Source organism: Granulicella cerasi (assembly GCF_025685575.1).
GTDB classification, from domain to species: Bacteria; Acidobacteriota; Terriglobia; order Terriglobales; family Acidobacteriaceae; genus Granulicella; species Granulicella cerasi.
Map to the genome: position 1 here is coordinate 200,571 of NZ_JAGSYD010000002.1, position 21,857 is coordinate 222,427.

General features: G+C 60.8%; 24 protein-coding genes. 11 read left to right on the top strand and 13 right to left on the bottom strand.

All coding sequences use genetic code 11. The features are described 5' to 3' along the window. Positions 1–99 precede the first annotated feature (99 nt). Positions 100–1,350 carry a glycoside hydrolase family 5 protein gene (locus tag OHL11_RS06345; RefSeq protein ID WP_263370656.1) on the top strand — a complete coding sequence of 417 codons (1,251 nt, stop codon included), beginning with the start codon at positions 100–102 and terminating at the stop codon, positions 1,348–1,350. Positions 1,351–1,407: 57 nt separating this feature from the next. Here the strand turns inward: OHL11_RS06345 and gpmI are convergent, their stop codons facing one another. The 3 genes from gpmI to OHL11_RS06360 all read right to left on the bottom strand — a co-directional run bounded on the left by gpmI (position 1,408) and on the right by OHL11_RS06360 (position 5,901). After that, positions 1,408–3,012, bottom strand: coding sequence for a 2,3-bisphosphoglycerate-independent phosphoglycerate mutase (gpmI, locus tag OHL11_RS06350; protein ID WP_263370657.1), 1,605 nt, complete (start codon positions 3,010–3,012; stop codon positions 1,408–1,410). An 83-nt stretch (positions 3,013–3,095) separates the two neighbouring features. Continuing rightward, positions 3,096–4,388, bottom strand: coding sequence for a phosphopyruvate hydratase (gene eno, locus OHL11_RS06355; RefSeq protein ID WP_263370658.1), 1,293 nt, complete (start codon positions 4,386–4,388; stop codon positions 3,096–3,098). Between the two features lie 184 nt (positions 4,389–4,572). Then, positions 4,573–5,901 carry a sensor histidine kinase gene (locus OHL11_RS06360; protein ID WP_263370659.1) on the bottom strand — a complete coding sequence of 443 codons (1,329 nt, stop codon included), beginning with the start codon at positions 5,899–5,901 and terminating at the stop codon, positions 4,573–4,575. 80 nt (positions 5,902–5,981) lie between these two features. On the opposite strand from OHL11_RS06360, the gene ribA reads away from it, so the two are divergent. Further along, positions 5,982–6,599, top strand: a complete 618-nt coding sequence (ribA, locus tag OHL11_RS06365) for a GTP cyclohydrolase II (RefSeq protein ID WP_263370660.1) — start codon at positions 5,982–5,984, stop codon at positions 6,597–6,599. Between the two features lie 204 nt (positions 6,600–6,803). Continuing rightward, positions 6,804–7,424 (top strand): nitroreductase family protein, encoded by a 621-nt coding sequence (locus OHL11_RS06370; protein ID WP_263370661.1) that lies wholly within the window; start codon positions 6,804–6,806, stop codon positions 7,422–7,424. A 118-nt stretch (positions 7,425–7,542) separates the two neighbouring features. Here OHL11_RS06370 and OHL11_RS06375 read toward each other — a convergent pair whose 3' ends face one another. Continuing rightward, positions 7,543–7,998 (bottom strand): MarR family winged helix-turn-helix transcriptional regulator, encoded by a 456-nt coding sequence (locus tag OHL11_RS06375; protein WP_263370662.1) that lies wholly within the window; start codon positions 7,996–7,998, stop codon positions 7,543–7,545. A gap of 40 nt (positions 7,999–8,038) precedes the next feature. On the opposite strand from OHL11_RS06375, the gene OHL11_RS06380 reads away from it, so the two are divergent. Next, positions 8,039–9,625, top strand: coding sequence for a DHA2 family efflux MFS transporter permease subunit (locus OHL11_RS06380; RefSeq protein ID WP_263370663.1), 1,587 nt, complete (start codon positions 8,039–8,041; stop codon positions 9,623–9,625). On the opposite strand, the gene OHL11_RS06385 is transcribed toward OHL11_RS06380, so the two are convergent. The 6 genes from OHL11_RS06385 to OHL11_RS06410 form a co-directional block, all read right to left on the bottom strand. Next, complete coding sequence (locus OHL11_RS06385; protein ID WP_263370664.1) at positions 9,622–10,137, bottom strand: DinB family protein; 516 nt, start codon at positions 10,135–10,137, stop codon at positions 9,622–9,624. The genes OHL11_RS06380 and OHL11_RS06385 overlap by 4 nt on opposite strands. Before the next feature lie 13 nt (positions 10,138–10,150). Continuing rightward, positions 10,151–11,041 carry a glycine betaine ABC transporter substrate-binding protein gene (locus OHL11_RS06390; protein WP_317890629.1) on the bottom strand — a complete coding sequence of 297 codons (891 nt, stop codon included), beginning with the start codon at positions 11,039–11,041 and terminating at the stop codon, positions 10,151–10,153. A 78-nt stretch (positions 11,042–11,119) separates the two neighbouring features. Beyond that, on the bottom strand, positions 11,120–11,491 hold the full coding sequence (locus OHL11_RS06395; RefSeq protein ID WP_263370665.1) for a hypothetical protein: 372 nt from the start codon (positions 11,489–11,491) through the stop codon (positions 11,120–11,122). A gap of 23 nt (positions 11,492–11,514) precedes the next feature. Next, positions 11,515–12,147, bottom strand: a complete 633-nt coding sequence (locus tag OHL11_RS06400; protein ID WP_263370666.1) for an ABC transporter permease — start codon at positions 12,145–12,147, stop codon at positions 11,515–11,517. After that, positions 12,144–12,887, bottom strand: a complete 744-nt coding sequence (locus OHL11_RS06405) for an ATP-binding cassette domain-containing protein (protein ID WP_263370667.1) — start codon at positions 12,885–12,887, stop codon at positions 12,144–12,146. Before OHL11_RS06405 ends, OHL11_RS06400 begins: the two co-directional genes overlap by 4 nt. Before the next feature lie 22 nt (positions 12,888–12,909). Next, complete coding sequence (locus OHL11_RS06410) at positions 12,910–13,755, bottom strand: ATP-binding protein (protein WP_263370668.1); 846 nt, start codon at positions 13,753–13,755, stop codon at positions 12,910–12,912. A gap of 214 nt (positions 13,756–13,969) precedes the next feature. Here OHL11_RS06410 and gap point away from each other — a divergent pair, with 214 nt between their 5' ends. The 3 genes from gap to OHL11_RS06425 all read left to right on the top strand — a co-directional run bounded on the left by gap (position 13,970) and on the right by OHL11_RS06425 (position 16,681). Further along, positions 13,970–14,974, top strand: coding sequence for a type I glyceraldehyde-3-phosphate dehydrogenase (gene gap, locus OHL11_RS06415; protein WP_263370669.1), 1,005 nt, complete (start codon positions 13,970–13,972; stop codon positions 14,972–14,974). A gap of 78 nt (positions 14,975–15,052) precedes the next feature. Beyond that, positions 15,053–15,421 (top strand): RidA family protein, encoded by a 369-nt coding sequence (locus tag OHL11_RS06420; protein WP_263370670.1) that lies wholly within the window; start codon positions 15,053–15,055, stop codon positions 15,419–15,421. 48 nt (positions 15,422–15,469) lie between these two features. Then, a complete protein-coding gene (locus OHL11_RS06425; RefSeq protein WP_263370671.1) occupies positions 15,470–16,681 on the top strand; it encodes a phosphoglycerate kinase in 1,212 nt (403 codons plus the stop codon). On the opposite strand, the gene OHL11_RS06430 is transcribed toward OHL11_RS06425, so the two are convergent. After that, positions 16,668–17,030: a four helix bundle protein gene (locus OHL11_RS06430; RefSeq protein WP_263370672.1), complete on the bottom strand. Its 363-nt coding sequence runs from the start codon at positions 17,028–17,030 to the stop codon at positions 16,668–16,670. The genes OHL11_RS06425 and OHL11_RS06430 overlap by 14 nt on opposite strands. 219 nt (positions 17,031–17,249) lie before the next feature. Between OHL11_RS06430 and tpiA the strand changes: the two genes are divergently transcribed. Then, positions 17,250–17,999 carry a triose-phosphate isomerase gene (tpiA, locus tag OHL11_RS06435; protein ID WP_263370673.1) on the top strand — a complete coding sequence of 250 codons (750 nt, stop codon included), beginning with the start codon at positions 17,250–17,252 and terminating at the stop codon, positions 17,997–17,999. A gap of 112 nt (positions 18,000–18,111) precedes the next feature. Here the strand turns inward: tpiA and lepB are convergent, their stop codons facing one another. Beyond that, the gene (lepB, locus tag OHL11_RS06440; RefSeq protein ID WP_263370674.1) at positions 18,112–18,678 is read right to left on the bottom strand and encodes a signal peptidase I; all 567 of its coding nucleotides are present in this window, start codon (positions 18,676–18,678) and stop codon (positions 18,112–18,114) included. A 43-nt stretch (positions 18,679–18,721) separates the two neighbouring features. Beyond that, positions 18,722–19,693, bottom strand: coding sequence for a serine hydrolase (locus tag OHL11_RS06445; RefSeq protein WP_263370675.1), 972 nt, complete (start codon positions 19,691–19,693; stop codon positions 18,722–18,724). 116 nt (positions 19,694–19,809) lie between these two features. Between OHL11_RS06445 and murQ the strand changes: the two genes are divergently transcribed. The 3 genes from murQ to OHL11_RS06460 all read left to right on the top strand — a co-directional run bounded on the left by murQ (position 19,810) and on the right by OHL11_RS06460 (position 21,852). Continuing rightward, positions 19,810–20,769, top strand: a complete 960-nt coding sequence (murQ, locus tag OHL11_RS06450; RefSeq protein WP_263370676.1) for an N-acetylmuramic acid 6-phosphate etherase — start codon at positions 19,810–19,812, stop codon at positions 20,767–20,769. 6 nt (positions 20,770–20,775) lie between these two features. Beyond that, positions 20,776–21,351 (top strand): hypothetical protein, encoded by a 576-nt coding sequence (locus tag OHL11_RS06455; RefSeq protein ID WP_263370677.1) that lies wholly within the window; start codon positions 20,776–20,778, stop codon positions 21,349–21,351. A gap of 201 nt (positions 21,352–21,552) precedes the next feature. Continuing rightward, entirely contained in the window at positions 21,553–21,852 is a 300-nt protein-coding gene (locus OHL11_RS06460; protein ID WP_263370678.1) for a hypothetical protein, read from the top strand. Positions 21,853–21,857 lie beyond the last annotated feature (5 nt).

Here is a 21,857-nt window from a genome sequence, read left to right on the forward strand (position 1 = left end):
TCACCAGCATCAGTTCATCCAGTTAGACCTTCGCGATACACGAGGCATATCGTTCCGGCTGCCTGAAGATCGGGCATCTTCGCAAGACCGGAGCTCATCATGCTGAAACGCCTCAAGGCCTGCGCGCTCGCTGCAAGCCTGCTCGTCACCGCCACCACCGTCCACGCGCAAATGAGCGCGCTGCACACCAGCGGCACAAACATCGTCAACGCCTCGGGAACGACCGTGCAGTTGAAAGGAACCAACCTCGGCGGTTGGTTCATCATGGAAAACTACATGACGCCGATCGACTCCGGCGGCACCTATGCGACCGATCAGTACACGATGATGATGGAGCTTTCCAACCGCTTCGGCGTCACCACCGAGCGCTCCCTCATCAACACCTATCAGACAAACTTCATCACGACCGCTGATCTCGACAACATCCAGAACGCAGGGCTCAACGTCGTGCGCATCCCCATCTGGTGGGGCATGTTCTTCTCACTCTCCAGCCCGTCGCAGAGCACCTATCGCACCGACGGCTTCACCGTGCTCGACAACATCATCAACGCCTGCGCCAGCCGCGGCATCTACGTCATCCTCTCGATGCACGGCGCGGTCGGCTCGCAAAGCGGCTCCGAAGACACAGGCCAGGCCAGCGCGGGCGGTAGCTCCACCGGGCAGTACTTCTCCAGCTCCACCGACCAGGCCCTCACCGCATGGCTCTGGGGACAGATCGCCACGCATTACTCTTCTTCCAACTTCGGCAACGCCGCGACGATCGCAGGCTTCGATCTGCTGAACGAACCGGTCGGCGGGACGCAAGCGCAGGTCGTCGCGCAGTACAACACGCTCTACACCGCCGTGCGCAACGCCGATGCCAACCGCATGCTTTTCCTCGAAACCATCGACTCCGCAAGCTGGAGCATGGCCGACTTCGTCTCCCCTTCGAGCCAGAGCTGGAGCAACGTTGTCTACTCCACGCACGTGTACGCCTGCTCGAGTACGCCAACGACCTGCACCGCAAGTCAGGTGACGACCGCAATCAACAACGCAATCACGCACTACAACTCCATCAAAACCAGCTTCAACGTGCCCGGCTATATCGGCGAATACACGGCCTACAACACCGGCTATAGCGAATGGCAGTCCGTGCAGACAGCGATGGCGAACGCGGGCCTGAGCCGCACTGCGTGGGCGTATAAAGCGAACACCACGCCAACGTATTGCCTCTGGGGATGGTACTGCCCCACCAGCACACGCCCCACCACGCCCAACATCGGCAGCGACTCCTCCGCCACCATATCCACCGACTGGAGTGGATGGACGACCAGCCCTGACTTCGCGCAGAACTCCACGATCCACATGTAGCGCAAACGCAGGAAGGCCCGGAGCATCTCCGGGCCTTCCTGCGTTCCTTGCCGTTGCCTACAACGCGACGCGCATATCGCCGCCGGTCATTTCCTTCGGCAGCTCCAGGTCGAGCAAGCTCAGGATCGTCGGCGAGATATCTCGCAGCGATCCATCCTCACGCAGCTTGTAGCGGCTCGCGTCCTCGCCCACATAGAGGAACGGCACCGGGTTCGTCGTATGCGCCGTGTGCGGTCCTCCGCTCACCGGATCAATCAGCATCTCGGCGTTGCCGTGATCCGCCGTGATGACCCACTTCGCATTTGCCTGGCGCACGGCCTTATAGATGCGCTCCAACTGCGCGTCGACGGCTTCCACAGCCTTCACTGTCGGCTCAATCTTGCCCGAGTGGCCGACCATGTCGGCGTTCGCGAAGTTCACGATCACCACATCAAACGCCGAATCATTCAGCGAACGCGTCACGATGTCGCCGATGCCCTCCGCCGACATCTCCGGCGCGAGATCATAGGTAGCGACCTTCTTCGAAGCCACCAACTCGCGCTCTTCGCCGATGAACGGCTTCTCAATGCCGCCGTTGAAGAAGTACGTCACATGCGCATACTTCTCCGTCTCAGCCACGCGCAGGTTGCGCAACTCATACTTCGACATCACATTCGCGAGCAGGTTGTCCATGCTCTCCGGCTCGATCACGCGGGCGATCGTGTACTGCGGATCGTAGCGCGTCATCGACACGTAGAGCAGGTTCTGCGGCGTATCCGTCGCCGGAATCTCCATCTCCAGCTCATCGGCCTTCGGTAGTTCAATGCCCGCGTTCTTCGTGATACCCGAACGCCGCGCCAGCACACGCGAAATCTGTCGCACACGGTCCGCGCGGTAGTTGAAGCACAGCACCGCATCTTCGTCTTCAATGCGGCCAATCGGCTCGCCCTGCTCGTCGATACAGAGGAACGGCTCGACGAACTCATCTGTCACGCCGTTGTTGTAGCACTCCTTCACGCGCGCGATCGGATCAGCGTACGCACCGCCATCCGCGGTCTTCGTGCACATCGCGCGGAAAGCCTTGGCTTCCTTCTCCCAACGCAGGTCGCGGTCCATCGCGAAGTAGCGTCCGCTGACGCTGGCGATCTTGCCCACGCCATATTCGCGCATCTTCTGCTCAAGCTCTTCGAGATACCCGACACCCGAAGTCGGCAACGTATCGCGGCCATCCATGAACGCGTGAACGTACACGCGCTCGAGGCCTTCCTTCGCGGCCATCTTCAGCAACGCATGAAGGTGACGCTGATGCGAGTGCACGCCGCCATCGCTCACCAGACCGATCAAGTGCAGCGCACGACCGTTCTGCTTGGCATGGTTCATCAGCAGCATCAGCGTGGGGTCTTCAAAGAACGCACCCGACTCGATCGCCACGTCGATACGCACGATGTCCATGCGTACCACGCGGCCTGCGCCAAGGTTCAAGTGGCCGACTTCGGAGTTGCCCATCTGCCCATCCGGCAAACCGACGAAGTGCTCGCTCGCGCGCACCAGCGTGCTCGGATACTCGCGCATCAGCTTGTCGTACGTCGGCTTGCGCGCCAACGCGATGGCATTGCCATGCGTCTCCACGCGATGTCCCCAGCCATCCAGAATCGTCAGTAGTACCGGGCCGCCCTTGCGCATACTCTCTCCGTGCTCTTACTTCCGCTGAAACTTGAAACGCCGCCATCCATGTGGCGGCGTTTCTCAAGACTGCATTCCAGCAACTACTGCTGGCAGTTGATCGACTTGCGGCCGAGGAACTGCGCGGTCTGGCCGAGCTCTTCCTCAATGCGCAAAAGCTGGTTGTACTTTGCGATGCGGTCCGTACGCGAAGCCGAACCGGTCTTGATCTGACCTGCGCCCGTACCCACCGCAAGGTCTGCGATAAACGTGTCTTCGGTTTCGCCCGAGCGGTGCGAAATGATCGACGTGTAGCCGTTGCGGCGCGCCAGTTCGATCGCTTCCAGCGTCTCGGAGATCGTGCCGATCTGGTTCACCTTCACCAGGATCGAGTTGCCCACCTTTTCATCGATGCCCTGCTGCAGGCGCTTTGAGTTCGTCACGAACAAGTCATCGCCCACGAGCTGCACGGTGCGGCCAATCTTGTCGGTGAGGATCTTCCAGCCCTTCCAGTCATTCTCCGCCAAGCCGTCTTCGATCGAGATGATCGGATACTGGCGGCACCAGCTCTCCCAGTAGCTCGCCATCTGCTCGGAGTTCTTCTCGCTCTTGTCCGACTTCTTGAAGACGTACATGCCCGAGGCCTTGTCGTAGAACTCGCTCGATGCAGGATCCAGCGCGATCGCAATGTCATCGCCCGGCTTGAAACCTGCCAGCGTAATCGCTTCGAGGATCACTTCTAGCGCTTCCACGTTGGACTTCAGGCTCGGCGCAAAGCCGCCTTCGTCACCCACAGCGGTGTTGTAGCCCTTCTTCTTCAGCACGCCCTTCAGCGTGTGGAACACCTCAGTACCCCAGCGCAGCGCGTCCGAGAACGACTCCGCGCCCACCGGCATCACCATGAACTCCTGGAAGTCCACGTTATTGTCAGCATGTGCGCCGCCGTTCAGAATGTTCATCATCGGCGTCGGCAGCAGCGATGCGTTCACACCACCGAGGTAGCGATAAAGCGGCAGACCGAAGGCCTCAGCCGCAGCCCGCGCCGTCGCCATTGAAACGGCGAGGATCGCATTCGCGCCGAGGCGGGCCTTGTTCTCCGTGCCATCGAGCGCCAGCATCGTCGCGTCGATGAGCTTCTGGTTGGACGCGTCCATGCCCTTCAGTTCAGGCGCCAGAATGCTCTCGACGTTCTCTACGGCCTGCAGTACGCCCTTGCCGAGATAGTGCTCCTTGTCGCCGTCACGCAGTTCCACAGCCTCGTGCTCGCCCGTCGATGCGCCCGAGGGCACCGCTGCACGGCCGCGTACGTTGCCTTCCAGAACCACATCTGCTTCCACCGTCGGGTTTCCACGGCTGTCCAGAATTTCGCGAGCAACAATCGACACAATCTCAGTCATAGCTTCCTTATTCCCCTCAGAACGTCCCGCGCGGGGACGTGCAATGCGATGCTGCAGACGGTCATTCAGAGCCGGTCGCCGGTCTACGGCAATCGGTGCTCCTGTTGAACCCGAAATCATGCTGATTATCTCTGCCAAATTTTCCTCACCGCGAGTGTTCAGTTTAGCAAAGGGTCAATAACGATTATCGACTCGCTTGTGCGGTCTGCGACATGGCATCGGCCACCGGCATCAGCAGCGAGACCTTCGTTCCTCGCCCTGGACGGCTCACCATATCCACCACCGCGTCATCGCCATAGAGCACCTGCATCCGCTCGCGCACGTTACTCATGCCGATACCGAAGCCCTCGCGCACCAGACCGCTCGTCGGCGCCGTGATGTCGCGCCCCGGCTCGACGCCGACACCATCATCCTCCACTTCAAGCAGCAACTTCTCGCCCACCAGCCTCGAGCGCAGCGTCACCGTTCCACCGTTGATGCGCGGCTCGAGCCCATGTTTGATCGAGTTCTCGATCAGCGGTTGCAGCAGCATCGTCGGCACGACAATTTCCAGCGTCTCCGGCGCGATTTCCTTCACCACACGAAGCTTCTCGCCGAAACGCACCACCTCGATGCCGAGATAGTCGTCCGTAAACGCCAGCTCCTCCGAGAGCGGCACGAACGCTTCACGCTCCCGCAGCAACGCCCGCAGGATGTTGCCCAGCTTCACGATCATCTGGCGCGCCAGCTCTGGCTTCGAGCGAATCAGCGAGGAGATCGAGTTCAGCGTGTTGAACAGGAAATGCGGATTGATCTGTCGCTGCAGCGCATCGAGTCTGGCTTCCAGCAACAGCCGTGACTGCTCCTCGAGCTTCTGCTCGATCCGCACCGCGCTCCAGATCTTCAGCGGAATCCCCACGACGACCGGCGCACACACGCACACCAGGATGTCGATGCCCCACTGCTTCGAGTGCAGAGTGAAGTACTGCCGCGGATAAAAGTGCGCAATCACCGTCAGGCCGAACTGCACGGCCGTGATCAAACCCAGCAACGTAATCTGCCGGTCGAGATGCGGCCGCGACATCGTCCGTCGCACCCAGCGATAGAGGCTCAAATCAATCAGCGGGGTGAAATCCCAGATCGCTTCACGGTCCACCAGCCGCCCATAAGCGCCGAACAATGCAGCAACGGCGACGTTCACAAACGGCGCCAGCCATTCGTGATGTCCCAGCGCCGGCAACGCCAGCAGCAGCCCACCCAGCGCTCCAGCGCCCGGCCCCAGGATCAGCGAAACGATCACCGTAGCCTGAAACGATAGATCGGCGGCCAGAAAGTTTGGCACACGCACGCGCACCAGCACGCCCAGCATGAGCGGCACGATCATCCACGCCATCAGCCGCAGCGTGTCGGCGCCCGAGCGGTTCTCCCGCAACAGCAGCCGTTTGAAGCGCCACGACCTCGCCAGCGAGCTCGCCACCGCGGCCGCAACGCCCAGCTCGACCAGCAGCGAGATCAAAATCAGCTTGGGGTCCATCTCGTGCACGCCTCTACTCTACCCTGTTCTTGCGCACGCCGATGAATCCTATGCCATCCTCGCGAATCTATAATTTTGTTATGTCGTTTGTAAGCGTCAACAAAGTCGCCGACGCGCAATTCCCCACTCGCTGGGGCCAGTTTCGCATCCTTGGTTTCGAAGGTCTCGTTACGCCCGGAAATCCGACGCGCAAAGCCGTAGAGTCCGGCGTCGCTCTCGTCATGGGCGACATCCACTCGAAGCCGCCTATCGTTCGCATTCACTCGCAATGCCTGACCGGCGACGTCTTCCACTCGCTGCGCTGCGACTGCCACGACCAGCTTCACAAAGCACTGGGCATGATCGCTGCTGAGGGTGCCGGCATCCTCCTCTACGAAAACCAGGAGGGCCGCGGCATCGGGCTCATGGCAAAGCTCCGCGCCTACGAGCTGCAGGACCAGGGCCTCGACACCATCGAAGCCAACGAGCAGCTTGGCTTCGAAGCGGATCAGCGCAACTTCGAGCTGCCAACCGAGATGCTGAAAGCTCTCGGCGTCCCCGCCGTCCGCCTCATCACAAACAATCCCGAGAAGGTCTCCGCACTCGAAACGACCGGCATCCGCGTCGTCGAACGCCTCTCCGCGACGATCCCTACAGAACCCACCTTCGAGCGTTACATCGAAACCAAGCGTGAAAAGATGGGCCACCTCGTCGGCTGACCTACCGCTCCACCAAGAAGGCCTCCCACGGGAGGCCTTCTTTTATGCTCAACACTCACGACTCGAATCCGGACTCTCAGCTCGAAGCTAGTAGCTAGTAGCTAGTAGCTAGTAGCTAGTAGCTAGTAGTTGGAAGCTCAAAATCAAAGCTCAACACTCAGCTTCTCCGCATCCTCTACCGCCCGACCCCGCATCCAACTCCCCATGGCTATCGACCTCGAAAACCTCAAGCACGCTCCGAAAGAACTCGGCATCCACGAACTCATCGGCAAACGCTGGAGCCCGCGCTCCTACACCGAGCAGCCCGTCTCCGACGCTGATCTGAAGACGATCTTCACCGCTGCGGGCTGGGCCGCTTCCTCCTCGAACATCCAGCCATGGCGCTTCATCGTCGGCCGTCGCGGCGAAGAGACCTACGACAAGATCTTCGACGCCCTCGCCTCCGGCAATCAGTCCTGGGTGAAGACCGTGCCCGTTCTCGTCGCGTCCGTCGCCGCTAAATTCATGCCCGCCAAAGACGGTGAAGCTCCCCGCCCGCACGAATGGGCCAAGCACGATGTCGGCGCCGCCTCGGCGACCATGTGCCTGCAGGCTATTGCGCTCGGCATCCACACGCACGGCATGGCAGGCTTCGACCGCGAGCTCATCCGCGCAAACTTCAACATCCCTGAAGACTTCGAACCCGTAGCCGTCTGGGCCATCGGCTACCTCGGCTCGCCCGACGCGCTGCCTGATAACTACAAGAAGATGGAAACCACGCCGCGCGAGCGGAAGCCGCTCGATCAGTACGTCTTCAAGCACTGGAACGAACCCGCCAAGCTCTAAAGTCCCGCAAATTGCAAAAAGAAAACGGCTGACGCTCGTCAGCCGTTTCTGATGCTCGCAACCCGCCACAAACGGGGAGCCCTAAATCTCGCTTCTGAGACATGGGTTGCGGATGGCCCTAGGACTCCTTCACGTTCAACTTCGCCACCGCCTGTCGCAAAACCTCTTCCATCGCCTTCATCTTCTGCGCGCTTACGCCTTCCCACAGGATGGCATCAAGTTCCTCGGCCAGCGCACGCGACTTCTCGAGCAATCGCCGCCCCTTCGCCGTCACCTCGGCCACCATCACGCGCTCACTCCGAGCACTCGTCACGCGCCGCAGCCAACCATCGGCCTCCATCTTCACCAGCAAAGCCTGCCCGGACTGCGGCGTAATCGTACAGTGCCGCGAGATCTCCGCGCCGCTTGCCTCAGGATGCAACTCCACCATCCACAGCACGCGCAACTGCGCCGTCGTAATACCCAGCGGCTGTAAGTCTTCATCCAACCGGGCCTTAAACCCCAACATCAGGTCGCGCGCTAACCCAATCCTCACCAGCCGCGGCTTTTCGAGCTTGTCCGATTTCTTCGCCATATCAGTTTCCTGATATCCTTATATCAGGAAACTGATATTCATGGCGTACGATCCAAACTGGAAACCCAAGTTCAATCCCTGGGCCATCGCGCTCACGGTCACGCTCGCGACCTTTATGGAGGTCCTCGACACCTCCATCGCCAACGTCGCCCTGCCGCACATCGCAGGCTCGCTCGGCGCCTCGCAGGACGAAGCCACATGGGTCCTCACCAGCTACCTTGTCTCCTCCGCCGTCGTGCTGCCCATCTCCGGCTGGCTTTCCGACCGCTTTGGCCGCAAGCGCTTCTATCTGACCTGCGTCGCGCTTTTCACACTTTGCTCGCTGCTCTGCGGCATCGCGCCCACGCTGCCGTTCCTCATCGTCGCGCGCATTCTGCAAGGCGCTGGCGGCGGAGGCCTTGCACCCAGCGAACAGGCCATCCTCGCCGACACCTTCCCCGTAGAGAAACGCGGTCAGGCCTTCGCACTCTATGGCATGGCCGTCGTCGTCGCCCCTGCCATCGGTCCCACGCTCGGCGGCTGGATCACCGACAACTACAACTGGCATTGGATCTTCTTCATCAACCTGCCGGTCGGCCTGCTGTCCCTCTGGCTCAGCTCGCGCATGGTAGAAGACCCGCCCGCGCTCGTCGCTCGCCGCGAAGCCGCACGCGGTGCCCGCGTCGACTTCGCCGGCCTCGCGCTCGTGGCCTCCGGCGTCGGCTGCCTCGAGTTCATGCTCGACAAGGGCCAGGAGAAGGACTGGTTCAGCTCACAACTCATCGTCGGCTTTGCGATCGCTGCGGCCGTGCTGCTCGTCGTCTTCATCTTCTGGGAGTGGAACCACGAAGACCCGATCGTCGATCTTAAGCTCCTCAAGAACCGCAACTTTGGCACCGCAGTTTTCCTGCAACTCATCCTCGGCATGGTGCTCTTCGGCTCCACCGTGCTCATCCCGCAGTATCTGCAAACACTACTCGGCTATACCGCCGAACGCGCAGGTATGGCCCTCTCGCCCGCAGGCTTCGTCATGATGTTTATGATGTTGGTCGCTGGCCGCCTCGTGGGCAAATTCGACCCGCGCATACTCGTCTGCATCGGCTACGCGGCCACCGCTGCTGGCCTCTACAACCTCACGCGTCTTTCGCTCGACACCAGCTTTGCCACGGTGACGACATGGCGCATGTTGCAGGTCATCGGCCTGCCTCTGGTCTTCATTCCGATCTCCACGCTCAACTACGTTGGTGTGCCGACCAACAAGATGAACCAGATCTCGTCGCTGTCGAACTTCGCGCGTAATCTCGGCGGCTCGGCAGGCACGGCGCTACTTACCACCTTCCTCGCACGCACCGCGCAGACGCACCAGTTGCAACTCGCCGAGAACACCGGAGCAGGCAGCTACGGCTATACGCACTACATCGCCACGGTCGCGGCCATCGCTCGCAGTCACGGTCAAAGCGCCATGCAAGCCACACAGATCGCAGTCGGCTACGCGTACCAGAACATGATCCGCCAAGCCACGATGCTCAGCTACAAGAACGCGTTTTTCATTCTGTCGGTATCGATCGCCTGCCTCATGCCACTGCCGTTCATCATGCGCCTGCCCACGAAGGCAGCGAAACCTTCGCCCGAACAAATGGGCCACTAGCTGAGAACCACCTTCACCGTCGTCACCATCTGCCCTACATGCCGCTGCGTATGCTCTGCGCAATGAATCAACAACCCCGCCAGCGTTGTCGGCAAGCGCTTGCGCCCAATCCATCGCGATGCCTCATAGCTCGCAGGATCACACGCCGCCACACGCTCCATCGCCCGCTGCAACCCCGCATAAGTCTCCGCCAAAACCTCGGCCGCTGCGCCTGCATCCATCTCCGTTCGCAATGCCGCAAGCTGTGCCTCATCCAGCGCACGGTCCTCCGCATACGTCAGCAGACGATCCAACGAGCGAGCCATGTGTCGCAACTGAAACGCCACATGCGGCAGCCCATGCGGCCGGGCAAACATCTGCTCCTCGCTCAACTCAGCTGCCCAACGTGCAACATCTTCTTCCGCCTGCTCCAACGCATGGATCACCGCACGCCGCAGCGGATCAAGCTCCTCATGCGTTCCCCGCATCCACGGCTCCGACTGAGTACTCACGACTTCCGACTCACCACTCAACGCGCACCTCCACCTACAATCCATGCGCCGCGCGAAACGCACGGACCACATCTCCGACATCGCGATGTTGCGCTTCCACCGCAAGGTTCATCGCCCGCATCTCGTCGGCGTTCACCTTTCCTGCAAGCTTCGCCTCCGCTCGTCCCATCGCGGGCCAACGCGTAAGCGCATCATCACGCACCAGCGGCACCGCATCGTACGGCGGGAAGTAGCGACGGTCATCCTCCAGCGCCACAAACCCCATCGCGCGAATCGCCCCATCCGTCGAGTTCCCCGCCACGACATCCACCTGCTTCGCCGCCAGCGCGCGATAGAGCAACCCCAACTCCATCGTGCGCGGCGCCCCCGCAAAGTGCAGCCCATACGCTGCGTTCAGCCCCGGCAAACCATCCGGCCGCTCCGCAAACTCATACCCCACACCGAGTCGCAACGGCGCCTGCACCTTCGCCAAATCCGAGATCTTCCGCAACCCCAACCGCTGCGCATCGTCGCCACGCACCACCATCGCAAAAGTATCTTCGAAACCCAGCGACGGCCCCACATTCACCCTGTCACGCTGCTCATACACGCGACCGATCGTGGACAGAACCCGTGCGCGATCGCGGTCCATCGGTTGCTTCAACACAGCCGTCAACGCCGTACCCGAGTACTCCACATACGCATCGATGCGTCCACTCACCAGCGCCTGCTCGCAGAGGTAACTCCCCGCCAGCCAGAACCGCCGCTCTACCGGCCCGCCACCCTCGGCCTCAATCTCCTGCGCGAGCAACTCACCCAGCACCACCTGCTCGGTAAAGTTCTTCGCCCCCACCACGACGTGCGACGACCGTGGTGGTGCACATCCGATGCACATCACCAGCACACACATTGATGGCAGGAAGCTCGAGGCTGAACGCTGGTTCAAACAAGCCGCGTTCACTCGGAATCCATCACCCACAACCCGCGACTTGAACCAACGCCACACTGTCGCGCAACGCATGAATTACTCACCCTGCAAAATGACGGTGAAGGTTCGCACCTTTCCATCAGGAAACAAAAGCTCGTACATCTGAAGTGACTCATACGGAGTCTTGTGTTCATCTCGCGTGAGACGCGCCACATAGTCACCGGGATTGAGCAGCCCATTCCCGGAGCCGGAGTAAAGCTTCGCGCTCGATGTTCCACCTGCGAGCTCATAGTGCTTTCCGTCAATCACCACACTCAGCACTTGGCTCATCGCATCATGGACGGAGTACTGAGCTGCGGAAACATGCACGTGGACCGTGTACTTCGCTGGATCCAACTTATCCGCTGCATGCAGCAACCCTGCTTGCAATGCACAAACGCCGACGATTCGATACGCCCAACGATTCATTCTCTACTCCTCCGCGATGCGCTCTATGAGCGCCGAATGACCAACTTCTTTTCTACAGCACCCAACACCGCATCCGCACCCAGCGCCAGCAACGCCGCAGGCACAGCGCCCGCCAGCACCAGGCCATTATCTACACTCGCCACGCCGCGAAAGATCAACTCGCCCAGGCCACCCGCGCCGATTGCCGCCGCAATCGTCGCCACGCCGACGCACGTCGCCGTCGCAGTCCGCACGCCGGCAAGAATGAAGCTGGCCGCCAGCGGCAACTCCACGCGAAAGAGTCGCTGCGCGCTCGTCATGCCAAGCGCGTTTGCCACGTCCACCAACGCCGGGTCGATCCCGCGAATCCCCGCATAGGTATTGCGCAAAATCGGCAGCAGCGCATATCCCACCAACGCCACAATCGCTAACCGCGCCGCGCGATCGCCCAGGAACGGCACCGGCAACAGCAGCCCAAACAACGCCAGCGAAGGAATCGTCTGCAATATATTCGCCACGACCAGCACAGGCCGCGCCAGCCGCTCACGTCGCGTCAGCAAAATCCCCAGCGGCACACCGATCAACACGGCGAACAACATCGCCGACCCCGTCAGCCACACATGCTCAAAGGTGAGCCGCGCGATCTGCGCTCCGTAGCGATGCAGAAAGCCGTTCACGCGCTCAACTCCGCTCGCCGCGCGGCACGAACATACGCCTGCATCGCCTCGTTTTGCGAGGCCAACACATCTTCCGCGCGCTCATCAGCCACCACACGCCCCTGCTCGACCAACGCCACACGGTCCGCCAGAAACAACGCCTCGTCCAGGTCGTGCGTCACGATCAGCGTCGTCTTTGCGTCCTTGCGTAGCACCGCGTGCAGCATCGTTTGCATCTCTGCGCGCGTCAACGGATCAAGCGCACCAAACGGCTCATCCATCAGCAGCACATCCTGCCCCGCCACCAACGCCCGAGCCACACCCGCGCGCTGTCGCTGGCCGCCACTCATCTGCCACGGATACTTCTTCGCAAATTCCGCAGGTGGCAACCCCACATCCTGCAACGCCCGCTCCACTGCGGACGCATCTGCCTTCTGCGCAAGTTCCAGCGGTAGCGAAACATTCCGCTCCACGGTCATGTGCGGAAACAGTCCCGTCTCCTGGATCACGTAACCAATACCGCGCCGCAGCGCGACCACGTCATCACCGCTCACCTCGCGGCCACCCACGAGCACACGTCCGCTCGTCGGTTTCACCAGCGCATTCACCATGCGCAGCAACGTCGTCTTGCCGGAGCCGCTGCGCCCCAGCAGCGCAACCGTCTCGCCCGCATCCACCGTCAACGAAACATCGCGCAAAATGCGTTGGCCGCCCGGCGTGTCGAAGCTCACATTCGCGAACTCCACACTCCGTGCGGCCATCGTCATTTCACTCCTCTAAACCTTAGTCTTCGACCGAAGCTCCAGCATCGCCTTCAGAGCCATGCTCGGCGCCATCATCCATCACAGCAGGCGTTTCCGCGACAGGAGCGGCAGCAGCCGCGCCCTTCACACGCACCACGGTGATTTTGTCGAAGCCTTCCTTGAAGGCCGGCGGACGCAGACGTTCTGCCATCTTGTGCATCACTTCGTCTGTCACCTGGCGGTCTCGCTTCGAGTTGCGCTCGAGGCACACCGACAGCGGCACGTCGAAGAACACCGCCTGGACCTCATAGCCAAAGCTCTTCGCCATCTTGATCCACTGGCGACGCTCGTGCGGGCTGAGGTTGGTAGCATCCACGTAGTTCCAGGGCATCTTGGCGATCAAGCGCGCACGCAGCAAGCTGCGCAACGTCGAGAACACAAGACCCTGATAACGCTGTTCCGTGATGTCGTCGAACAGAATCGAGCGCAGCATGTCGCTCGAAAGCGGCTGCACACCGCGGCGCTTGTACCACGTCGTCTTGCCGGAACCCGGCAGGCCGATCGTCAGCACCACGTAGCCTCGCGGCGAACGTGCCGGCACAGCCACAGGCTCCGCAGGCGGCGTAGCCAGCGACTCCGGCTGCGTTTCGTGAACGATCTGGGGAGTCTCTGCAGGCGTTTCGGCCGCAGCAACAGCTTCCACAGCCGGTTCAACTGGCTGCAGTCCCTGCTCTTCCGCAGCGGTCTCAAAATCCTCTACTGGAGCCGCCGAAGGCGTATCCAAATAGCTGGGCCGCAGCGGCGCAGGCTGGTTAGTAGGCAACTCTTGCCCGATTTTTCCAGTGGACTCCGATTCGTTCGGGCCACGCTTGCTACGTCGTCTCATGAGCTTGTCGCGCATCCATTCGCGCATAGGTGGTTTGTAACACACGGCTCCCGACTGCCGCAAAAGAGGTGCAGTGGAAGAGTCGGTAAATTCTCCGAATGTTCCTATTCGTATTTGCTTTAGCCAGGCCTCCTGCACACCGGCCTCTGCTAGCCTTGAGAGTGTCGCGAGACGTACGTTCTCGCAGCAAATTCTCACTGGAGTCACAACGAACATGGCAGTCAAGGTTGGCATCAACGGCTTCGGCCGCATCGGCCGTAACGTTTTCCGCTCAGCGATCGGCAACCCGGAGATCGAGTTTGTCGCCGTCAACGACCTCACCACGCCCGCGACCCTCGCGCACCTGCTCAAGTACGACTCCATCCTCGGCAACCTGAAGAACGAGATCTCGGCTACCGAAGACTCCATCATCGTCGACGGCAAGACCATCAAGGTCTTCGCGCAGCGCGACCCCGCCAACCTCGACTGGGCTTCTGTCGGCGCAGACATCGTCATCGAATCCACCGGCTTCTTCACCGATGCGGCCAAGGCCAAGGCTCACCTCGGCGCCACCGTCAAGAAGGTCATCATCTCGGCGCCCGCGTCCAACGAAGACATCACCGTCGTGCTCGGCGTGAACCACGAAAAGTACGAAGCGGCCAAGCACACCATCATCTCCAACGCGAGCTGCACTACAAACTGCCTCGCGCCCGTCGTTAAGGTGCTCAACGACGAGTTCGGCATCGTCAGCGGCCTCATGAACACGATTCACTCGTACACCAACGATCAGGTTGTGCTCGACGCTCCGCACAAGGACCTGCGCCGCGCTCGCGCCGCCGCGCTCAGCATGATCCCCACCTCGACCGGTGCAGCCAAGGCGCTCAAGCTCGTCATCCCCGAGATGGCCGGCAAGCTCGACGGCTTCTCCATCCGCGTCCCGACCCCGACCGTCTCGGTCGTCGACCTGACCTTCACCGCGGAGAAGCCGATCTCGGTTGAAGCCATCAACGCTGCGATCAAGAAGGCCGCCGAAGGCCCGATGAAGGGCATCCTTGGCTACACCGAAGAAGAGCTCGTCTCGAGCGACTTCCGCGGTAACCCGCTCTCGTCCATCTTCGACTCGAAGCTCACCAAGGTGCTCGGCCAGACCGCCAAGATCATCTCCTGGTACGACAACGAGTGGGGCTATTCGAACCGCGTCAAGGACCTCGTCCTCTTCCTCGCGGAAAAGGGCCTCTAGGCCACACGCAGCACCGACGAAACGGGACAGGCCACTCGCCTGTCCCGTTCGCGTTGTGGAGCTTCTACAATCGCTCCCATGGAACGTACGAACATCCCCGGCACCTCTCCCTTTGAACCGATCATCGGTTTCTCGCGCGCCGTCCGCATCGGCAACACCGTGCACGTCTCCGGCACAGGCCCCGTCGGCGCAGAAGACCTCTCGCCCGCCGAGCAGACCCGCACCGTGCTCAAGCTCATCGAGACCGCGCTCACGCAGGCCGGAGCGACCTTCGAGAACGTCTACCGCACGCGGATGTTCCTCGCCCGCGCCGAAGACTGGGAAGAGATCGGCCGCGCCCACGGCGAGGTCTTCGGCACCATCCGCCCGGCGTCCACCATGGTCGTCGCAGCCCTGCTCAACCCGAAGTGGCGCATCGAAATCGAAGCCGAAGCGATCATCCCGTAATCACCGGCGGAGGGTTCTCCTCCGCCAACTCATTTATCCTTTCCTCGTATGTCAAAGCTCTCGATTCGTGACCTCGACCTCTCCGGCAAGCGCGTCTTCATTCGCGTCGACTTCAACGTTCCCCTGAACAAAGAAGGACAGATCACCGACGACACTCGCATCCGCGAGACCGTGCCGACGATCGAGTACGCTTTGCGTCGCAAAGCCAAGGTCATCCTGGCCGCGCACCTTGGCCGCCCCAAGGGCAAGCACGTCGATTCGATGAGCCTGCGTCCCGTGGTCGATCGCCTGCGCTCGCTGCTCGACCACGTGCTCGACGAAGACGAGAACGTCGCCTTCGCTCCTGACTGCGTCGGCGAAGTTGCCACCGAACTCGCCAACAACCTCGAGCCCGGCCAGACGCTGCTGCTTGAAAACCTCCGCTTCCACGCTGAGGAAGAAGCCAACGATCCTGCCTTTGCCAAGCAGCTTGCGAGCCTCTGCGACATCTACGTCAACGACGCTTTCGGCGCGGCTCACCGTGCGCACGCCTCGACCGAAGGCATCACGCACTTCGTCGCGCAGTCCGCTGCGGGCCTGCTGATGGAGAAGGAGCTCAACTACCTCGGCAAGGCTGTTGGCGAACCCAACCGCCCCTTCGCCGCCATCATCGGCGGCGCCAAGGTCTCCGACAAGATCGAAGTCATCAACTCCATGCTCGACAAGGTGGACTCGCTGTTGATCGGCGGCGCCATGGCCTACACCTTCCTCAACGCGAAGGGCCAGACCACCGGCAAGTCGCTCGTCGAAGCTGACAAGTTTGACGTGGCGCTCGCTGCGATCAAGAAGGCCGAAGAGCGCGGCGTGAAGTTCCTGCTCCCCGTCGATCACGTTCTCGCCGACAAGTTCGCCGCAGACGCCAAGACTCAAATTTTCTCCGGCGACGAGGCCTTCCCCGCCGAGATGATGGCGCTCGACATCGGGCCGGAGACGATCAAGCTCTTCGCAGCCGAAGTCGCCGACGCGGCCACCGTCGTCTGGAACGGACCGATGGGCGTGGCCGAAATGCCCGCTTTCGCCAAGGGCACAAACTCCATCGCCAAGGCGCTCGCAAAGAACGAAGATGCGATCACCATCGTAGGCGGCGGTGACTCGGTCGCAGCCATCCACAACTCTGGCGTGTCGGACAAGATCTCGCACATCTCCACCGGCGGCGGAGCCAGCCTCGAGTTCCTCGAAGGCAAGACACTGCCCGGTGTGGCCGCGCTTACGGAGAAGTAGTCTGCAGCTTTCGCAAGAGGCCGAGTGTCATCTTTCTGACAGCAATCACCTCTTGCGAAAGCGCCTCCGCGATATGTTCTGCAAACAGCCCAAGGTCTTTCGCTAGAAGCACGCTGTATTCCAGCTCCGTTGCCGCAGCAATGGATCGCTTCAAATCCGCGGCAAACTCTACACTCGAATTCCGCCCGCAGCCTTCCGCAATCCGGCTCGCAACACTCGTAGCGTTCCGGCGAAGTTGCATCGTGAGGCCAAACATTTCTTCTCTTGGAAGTTGTTGCGTCTCGCGATACGCACGTAAAACCAACTGATGCGCTTGGCACCAGACCTCTAGCTTTCGGAAATCCTGCAAGCTTCTACCTCTCAACAAGCATTGCTAATTGATTCGAGTGATGAGTTTCGGGTGGCGAGTCTCGAGTCTAACCCACAACTCGAAACCCGCGACTCGCAACTCGAATCAAACCTGAGAGCCACGAACCCAACCGAATAACGCACTCCCCTCTTGCCATCGCCCCGCCATTCCCCGTAATCTCCCCTAACAAAAGCAGCAAACCAGGAGACCTCTTCGTACATGCGCAAGCCCATGATTGCCGGCAACTGGAAGATGTACAAAACGCCGAAGGAATCGCTCGCCTTCCTCGACGCCTTTCTTCCGCTCGTCGAAGGGCACACGCGCGACGAAATCATCATCTGCCCGACCATGAGTTCGCTCGCTTTTGTCGTCGAAGCCTCCGAAGGCACCAACGTCCGCGCAGGCGCGCAGAACATGCACTGGCTGAATGAAGGCCCCTACACCGGCCAGACCTCGCCCACCATGCTTGTCTCCATCGGCTGCCGCCACGTTATCCTCGGCCACTCCGAGCAGCGCCTTTACTTCAACGAGACCTACGAGCGCGTCAATCTCAAGTTGAAGGCCGCCATCAATCACGGCATCACACCGATCGTTTGCGTTGGCGAGCTACTCGCCGAGCGCGAAGACGGCAAGACCGAAGAGACGCTCCGCACCCAGGTGCGCGCCGCACTCCGCAACATCTCTTCCTCAGAGGCACGCCGCCTTGTCATCGCCTACGAGCCGATCTGGGCCATCGGTACCGGCTCCACGGCATCGCCCGAGGTCGCCGCACACGCTCACGCCATCATCCGTAACGAGTTGGCCTCCTGCTGCGGTGAACAGACCGCGCAAAACACGCGCATCCTCTACGGCGGCTCAGTGAAGCCCGAAAACATCAGCGAACTCATGGCGCAGGACGGCATCGACGGCGCGTTAGTCGGCGGCGCATCGCTCGTCCCCACCACCTTCGCCAACATCGTGCACTACTAGCTTCAACACAAGCAGCAACAGCAAAGCCTCGCTCCCGGCGAGGCTCCTTGCATTGCAAGCAATCTTTGTTTGTTATCCCCGCCGGTTCTCCGCCTCTGAACACCCGCGAAGGCTACCGCACCATCCCGGCCTGATCCATCGGCCAATACACAAACGCCGCACGCCCATAGATGAGCTGTGCGGGCACCGGCCCGAAGTCACGGCTGTCGCTCGAAATCGAGCGATGATCGCCCATCACGAAGTACTCGCCTTCAGGAATCGTCATCTCAGGTTGCGAGCGGTCGTCCTCAAAGCGCTGAGGCACGTAGGTTTCCTTCAGCTTGTCGCCGTTCACCCACACCTGCCCATGGTCGATGCTCAGATGGTCGCCCGGCAACGCGATCACGCGCTTGATGTAGCTCTTCGAGGTATCGTGCGGATAGAGAAACACCACCACTTCGCCGCGATGAATCAGTCCCACATGCCGATTGATCAGCAAGCGGTCCTCATCCTCGAGCTGCGGCAACATGCTCGTGCCTTCCACGCGTACCGGCCTGTAGAAGTACAGGAATGCCGAAAACACGAACACGATCAAAATGAGATCTCGCACCCACGCGCTCAGCCCATTCGCACGCACTTCCACCGGCTTCGGCGGTGCTGCCTGTTCTGCGTTCGCGTCAGTTTTCGTCTGCTCTTCCATCACACGTGCCCAATCTATTAGACGGCCTCGCACCCATCTCCGTCTACGGCTTCAGCCCCAGCCCCGGCACCATTTTTTTCTCGTCCAGGCCCTCCGGCGACCACGCCGTCACAATCGCCTTCGCCAGCTTCGCAATCGTCATCTCGCCTTCGTTATCCACCGTCCAACTCGCATCGTCGTTGTCGTAGGTGAAGATCGAAAGCACCATCGGGCCACTCTTACCCTCCACCAGCGCTTCATCACCGCGCACATGGTTCAGCGAACCCGTCTTGCTGGCCACGCTCTGATCGCCGCCGCCGGGCAGATACCTCGGCACCGTCTCGCGATAAAACTGCGCCTTCAGCATCTCCAAACCCACCGCGCAGACAGCCTTGTCCGCCTCATCCATCGGCAAGAGCTTGCCCTGAACATCGCGCCGTAGCTTGCACTCGCCAATCGTCTCCATCAACTGCGCCATCTCGCGCGGCGTCGACTTCCCAAGCCCGAACTTCGGCTGATCCTCCGGCATCGGCTCCAGCGCCGGCTTGCCGATACGCTTGTACAAGTGCGTGTTCTTCAGCCCCAGCGCCTCTACGCGAGCATTCACCGGCCCCACGCCAAACCGTTCAATCGCCAGGTTCGTTGCCGTGTTATCGCTCACGATCACCATCATCGTCAGCACGTCCTTCAGCGTCAGGTTCATCGGCGCGTCAAAGAAATGCAGCATCCCACTACCGCCAACGGCCTCGCCCTGCTTCAGCAGAATCTTTTCGTCCCAGTGCGCCCGCCCTTCGCGGACCTCCACCATCGCGTGATACAGAATCGCCAGCTTGATGATGCTCGCCGTCTGCACCGGCTTGTCCGCGTCAATCGCCACAGACTTCCCGCCGCCTACCTGCTCGGCAAACAGCGCCACCTTGCCGTGATGGGCCTTTGCAATCGCCTCCACCTGTGACTGCAATCCGGTGTCCTGCGCTCGTCCCATCGCCGCCATCGCCAGAGCCGCTGCCATCACTCCGCCACGCCAAACCGCCATCTCGCATCTCCTGAAAACCGAGGATATTCCGCATCTTACCGCTCTTTCGCGCAACTCCCTGCCAGCCATGCAGCCAATGCAGTAGAATGGCCGTCAAGCATAACGGCATCAGATATATGACCCAAGATTCCGCAAACGGAAAGCCACTGCAGCCTGTCTCCGGCGCCACTTCTCTTGAGAGCCTCACCACCGAAAAGGCCAATGACGCCTCGGTAGGGCTCGACATGAAGTCGGCGATCGACATCGCACGCATCATCAACGCCGAAGACGCGAAGATCGCTGCTGCCGTGAAGAAAGCTTTGCCTGAAATCGCCATGGTCATCGACACCGTCGCGCGTTCGCTCCGCGATGGTGGCCGACTCATCTACGTCGGCGCAGGCTCCTCGGGCCGCATCTCGGCGCTCGACGCCTCCGAGTGTCCGCCGACCTTCTCCACCCTGCCGCAGCAGGTGCAATACATCATGGCCGGCGGCCCCAAAGCCCTTGCCTCCGCCTCGGACGTCAACGAGGATTCCCCTGAACTCGGTCAGCGTGACGTCGCCAAGCGCCGCCCCACGCGCAAGGACATCGTCATCGGCGTATCCGCCTCGGGCCGCACGCCCTACGTTGTCGGAGCCACCGAATACGCCCGCGCACGCGGCGCAAAGACCGCAGCGATCACCTGCAATCTGAACACCGCTCTGTCGCAGGTGGCAGACATCACGATCGTGGCCGAGGTTGGCCCCGAGGTCATCTCCGGCTCCACGCGCATGAAGGCCTCCACCGCGCAGAAGATGATCTGCAACATGATCACCACCGGCGCCATGACCCGCCTCGGCTACACCTACGACAACCTCATGGTGAACGTGCACATGAAGAACGCCAAGCTGGTCGAACGCGGCATCGGCGTGCTCATGCGCCTCTGCGAAATCGACCGCGAAACGGCGATTCGCACCATCAAGAGCGCAGGTAAGTCGATCCCCATCGCCGTCGTGATGCTCAAGGCCAACGTCGACAAGATGGAAGCCGTCCGCCGTCTGCAAAAGTCCGACGGCAATGTCCGCCTCGCGATTGAAGACTCTCGACTGGAGCTCTAGATAGAGATGATCGATACAGCTATTGTTGTGTCGGCTGTTTCAGGGACGCTCTCGTTAGTGGCAGCTACTGGCGCTGCGTTCATCGCCTTGCGTTCTAAAAACAAGGACTACGAGAACGACTACTACAAGCAGGTCTTGCAGCGACGTATAGAGGCATACTCATACATCGAAAAGCTCATCTTGAACTTCAAGACTGCTGTCCCTGTCGCGCCAAATAATCTCATTCACATCGTTTTTTCTGGTGAAGAGTCAGATGACCCATGCGGAATCCATCGGCTAATCCTCGATCTTTCCACGCAGTCATTCTGGTTGAGTGATGAGATGTTTGCAAAATCGCGTGAGATTGATCTCGCACTTTTAGAAAGAGACACCTTTACAAGCTGGCATGAGTTTGGGGTAGCAAACTATCAAAAATTCGCTGTTCTTCGAGTCGATCTAGAAGAGTTATACGCGCGAGATCTTGGAAGTTTGCACATGGTGCCTCGTTTCCTTCGCCATAAGCGTCATGACCGGGGCTTCAACGTTACGCCATTCCCACCAAGCGTTTTTATTGATCCCAAGTCCAAAGAGCAGGCGAGCTAATTCGTGTCTGCATGAACGCAGCAAAACGACATCTCCGCGCCATCCGCCTCTGGTCCACGATCTTCATCGTGGGTCTTGTGCTCAGCGGCGTCACGGCCTTCCCGCTCGTGCATGAAACCGAGTGGCTGGTCCGCATCGCCTCGGCACTGCACCTGAACACCGCCGCCCCCGCTCTCTTCCTCTGGCTGCAGCGCGTCGCCGATGCCCTCGCTGACACCTCCGCGCTACCCCTTTCTCGCCTACGGCACCGACTGGCTGGCCTTCGGCCATCTCGTCATCGCCATCTTCATCTGCGGACTTTACCGCGACCCCGTTCGCAACCGATGGCTCGTGGATGCCAGCCTGATCGCCTGCGCTGCAGTTCTTCTCCTGGCATTCATCGCCGGCCCGGTACGCCACATCCCGCTGTACTGGCGACTCATCGACTCCTCCTTCGGCGTCTTCGGAGCCGTCCCGCTCCTGCTCGTGCGACGCCACATCGACGCCTTGGAGCAGCAATAACCGGG